This window comes from Deltaproteobacteria bacterium (assembly GCA_016218975.1).
GTDB lineage: Bacteria > Desulfobacterota > Deferrimicrobia > Deferrimicrobiales > Deferrimicrobiaceae > JAENIX01.
The window spans coordinates 1-4,366 of the sequence record JACRCO010000095.1 but is presented as its reverse complement, the minus strand read 5'-3'; the positions used below and the strand labels follow the sequence as shown (position 1 = coordinate 4,366).

The following is a 4,366-nucleotide window of genomic DNA, read 5'->3' as shown; positions in this document are numbered from 1 at the left end:
CCAGGGGCTCTGCTGGTCGACCACGGTCATCATGAAGATCGACCTGGTGGGGCCGAAGCGGCGAGGGCTGGCGATGGGACTGAACGAGTTCTCCGGGTATCTGGCCGTTTCCCTGGCGGCGCTGGCCACAGGGTACATCGCAGCAGCCTACGGTCTGCGGCCTGCCCCCTTCTACCTTGGGGTGGGATTCGTCGTGCTGGGCCTGATCCTGTCCCTGTTCTTCGTCCGGGAGACCCACGGGCATGCCCGCCACGAAGCAAAAAACCATGGCAGCGCGGCCGATGTCCCGTTCAAGGACATTTTCGCGCGCACCAGCTACAAGAACCCGGACCTCTTCTCCTGCAGCCAGGCGGGGATGGTGAACAACCTGAACGACGGCATGGCGTGGGGGCTCTTCCCGCTCTTTTTCGCCGCCGCGCATCTTTCCGTGGAAAGGATCGCCGTCCTCGCCGCAACCTATCCGGCGGTGTGGGGTATCTGCCAGCTCGGGACGGGAGCGCTCTCGGACCGCATCGGACGAAAGTGGATGATCGCGTGCGGAATGTGGGTCCAGGCGGCGGGGATCGGGGCGATCGCCGCGACCCGCTCCTTCGTCCCGTGGTTCGGCGGGGCCGTCTTCCTCGGGGTGGGCACGGCGATGGTCTACCCGACCCTCCTGGCCGCCATCGGGGACGTGGCGCATCCGTCCTGGCGGGCTTCCGCGGTGGGGGTCTACCGGCTCTGGCGGGACGCCGGGTACGCGTTCGGCGCGCTGCTGGCGGGGATCGTCGCGGACCTGCTCGGGATCGAATGGGCCATCGCGGTGATCGCAGCGCTTACCTTCGCATCGGGAACGATCGTCGCATTGCGCATGAGCGAAACGTTGAAACGGGTGTAGGGAAGGCGGCAATGGCGGGAAAAACGGTCGTCGTTCTGGGCGGGGGCGTCGGGGGACTCGTTGCCTCCAGCAAGCTCCGGAAGATGTTGGGGAGGGAACACCGGGTCGTCCTTGTGGATCGGGATACCCGCCATATATTCGCTCCCTCCTTCACGTGGCTCATGCTGGGGTGGCGCACTCCTCCCCAAATCATCCGGGATCTGAGCCTGTTGAGGAGAAAGGGGATCGAATACGTAAACGCCGAGGCGCTGGAGATCGACCCCGGGAACCGGCTCGTGAAAACCGGCGCCGGTGATTTCGCCTATGATTACCTGATTCTCGCCCTCGGCGCCGAACTCGACCCGCAGTCCGTTCCTGGGTTATCCGGCTCCGCACACACTCCCTATTCGCTGGATGGCGCCGTCGCGCTCCGGGATGCCCTGAAAAATTTCGCCGGCGGGAAAGTGGCCGTCGTCATCTCCGCGCTTCCCTTCAAATGTCCGGCCGCCCCCTATGAGACGGCCCTCTTGATGGAGTACGCCTTCAGGCAAAGGGGAATCCGGGACAAAGTCGATCTGCGCGTTTTCACGCCGGAGACGCTGCCGATGCCTGTCGCCGGAACTGAAGTGGGAACCGCCGTGAAGCGGTTCCTGGATGAACGGGGCATCGGTTTCCATCCGCAGCACAAGCTTTCCTCGGTGGACGCGGGGAAAAAGGAGATCGCCTTCGAAAACGGCCAAAAGGCCGGTTTCGACCTCCTTGTCGCCGTGCCGCCCCACCGAAGTCCCGAAGTCGTCCGGAAATCCGCCTTGGCGAACGAGGCGGGCTGGATCTCCGTGGACAGGAGAACGCTGAAGACGGGATTAGATGACGTCTACGCGCTTGGGGACGTCGCGTCCATTTCGCTCCCCGGGAGGTACCGGCCCGACATGCCCCTTCCGCTTCCAAAGGCGGGAGTGTTCGCCCACTTCCAGGCGGCGGCGGTCGCCTTCAACATCGCTTCCGAGGTCAAGGGCGGAACCGGCAGCGAAATCTTCAGTGGAAAGGGGTACTGCTTCCTGGAGACCGGTTACGGGATGGCCGGATACGGGAGCGGTAACTTCTACGGGGAGCCGCAGCCGGCGGTTACGTTCGGCCGACCCACTCGGCCGTGGCGCATCGCGAAGGTCCTTTTCGAGAAATGGTGGTTACGTCACTGGTTCTAAGGGGATGAAGGTGCTGAACAGGCTCGTACGATTTAGGCGGAGGCTCGTTGAATTTTCGGCGACCCACCCGCGGTTCGTCGTGGGCCTGGCGCTCCTGATCACGGTCGCCTTCGGCCTCCAGTTCCCGAAGATCAGGATCGACACGGACCCCAAGAACATGCTTCCCGAAACTTCGCAGGTCCGGCGGTACAACGACCAGGTCGAGGGGTGGTTCGGGCTCCACCCGGACGTGATCGTCGTCGGGATACGAAACGAAGGAGGTCTTTTCAATCCCGAAAGCCTCCGGCGGATCGAGCGAATCACCGACGAGATTCTGAAACTTCCGGGCGTTGTCGCGCGGGACGTGGTGAGTCTTCCCACGGTGGACGACGTGACCGTGGAGGGGGAGACGCTCCGGGCCCAACCGCTCCTTGGCCGCGTTCCCGAGGGGGCGGAGGAACTGGACGCCCTGCGGAAGCGTATCGCCGGCAACACGGTCGTGATCGGCCGCCTGGTTTCCGCCGACGGGACGGTCTCGGCGATCTACGTCCCCATCGAAAAGGGGGCGAACGGAAAGGTCGTCGCGGACCGGATCAGGGAGATCGTCGCAGCCGAAATGGGGCCGGAGCGGTATTTTCTCGCCGGCGATCCCGTCGCCCGCGACACCTTCGGGATCGAGATGTTCCGCCAGATGGCGTGGTTTTCCCCCCTTGCCGGCATGGTGATGATGGCTGCGCTCTACGTGATGTTCCGCAGCGCCACCCTGGTGATCGCGAACATGGGGGTTGCCATGATCGCCATCGTCTGGGCCATGGGACTGTTCATCGGCCTGGGGATCCCGATCCACATCATGGCATCGATGAGCCCCGTGTTCCTGATGGCCATCAGCACCGACACGGTGCACATTTTCAACGAGTTCTACTTCCGGCACAAGGACGTGCGCGACAAGCGGCAGGCGATCCTTGAGACGATGGAGGCCACCGCCACGCCGATCACCTATTCGGATCTCACCACGGCGGCGGGTTTCGCCTCGCTCGCGGTGGGCCCCATAGTCCCAGTGAAGATCTTCGGCCTCCTGGTGGGTTTCGGGACCATTGTCATCCTTCTGATGAGCTTCACGCTGGTCCCCGCCCTGATGTCCCTGATGAAGGAGGAACGCATCGAACGGATGAACGTAAGAATTGATCCCGGCGGGGCCGTTTCCCGATGGCTTTACGCAGCGGGGCGATTCGCTATAACGCGCAAGACCGTGGTGGTCCTGGCGGGCGTCGTGCTGATCGCCGTGTCGGTCGTGGGGATTGCGCGCATCCGTGTCAACAACAACATGATCCACTGGTTCAAGACCGGGAGCGAAGTGCGGAAGGCCGACCGGGTGTTGAACGAAAAGATGGGGGGGACGGCCACATTGTACATGGTGGCCGATGCGAAGGAGGAGGGGGGGATCGCCGATCCCCGGGTCCTGCGGTCGCTGGAACGGCTTCAAAAGGAGATCGAACGGCAGTACCCCGTCGGGAAGACCGTTTCCGTGGTCGATTACGTGAAGCGGGTCAACCGGGTTCTGAACGACGACGACCCCGCCCACGAAACCGTTCCCGACTCCCGGGAGACGATCGGCCAGTATCTTCTCCTGTTCAACATGGCGGCCAAGCCGAGGGATCTTAACAACGTCATCGACTATCCGTACACGAAGGCCAACGTGATCGTCCAGCTCAAGTCGTGGGATGCCGTGGACACGAAGGCCCTCCTTGAGAACGTCCGCGCGGATCTTCGGGCGAACCCCGTCCCGGGGGTCGAGATCCGGCCGGCGGGAATCGCCTATTTCAACATGGTCTGGAACGACGATGTACTGTGGGGGATGCTATCGGGTTTCATCGCGTCCTGCGTATTCGTTCTTTTCCTCATGGTGCTGGCCTACCGTTCCTTCTGGTGGGGGATCGTCAGCTCGATCCCCCTCGTCTTCACCATCGTCCTCATCTACGGGGTGGTGGGGTTCATCGGGAAGGACTTCGACATGCCCATCTCGGTCCTCTCCACCCTCTCCCTGGGCCTGGCAGTCGACTTCGCCATCCACTTCGCAAGCCGTTTTCGGCAGAGATACGCGGAGACAAACGACGTCAAGGAGGCCTTGCTGTGGACCGTGGCCCGCCCGGGTAAGGGGATTCTCCGAAACGCCGTCCTTTTCGCCTCGGGATTCGCCGTGATGATCTTCGCCGCCCTGACTCCATATATCACTGTTGGAGCCTTCATGATCGCAATCATGCTGCTATCGGCGGCGGCGACGATACTTTTCCTTCCCTCGCTTGTCGCCCTGTTCCCCGGTCGGTTG

3 protein-coding genes are annotated in these 4,366 nt (G+C 62.9%); all 3 read left to right on the top strand.

From position 1 onward, the window contains the following. A partial coding sequence (locus HY896_13485) for an MFS transporter (GenBank protein MBI5577359.1) occupies positions 1-877 on the top strand: 877 nt, incomplete at its 5' end. 11 nt (positions 878-888) lie between these two features. Next, positions 889-2,061: an NAD(P)/FAD-dependent oxidoreductase gene (locus HY896_13480; GenBank protein MBI5577358.1), complete on the top strand. Its 1,173-nt coding sequence runs from the start codon at positions 889-891 to the stop codon at positions 2,059-2,061. 10 nt (positions 2,062-2,071) lie between these two features. Next, on the top strand, positions 2,072-4,366 hold a 2,295-nt coding region (locus HY896_13475; GenBank protein MBI5577357.1), incomplete at its 3' end, for an MMPL family transporter.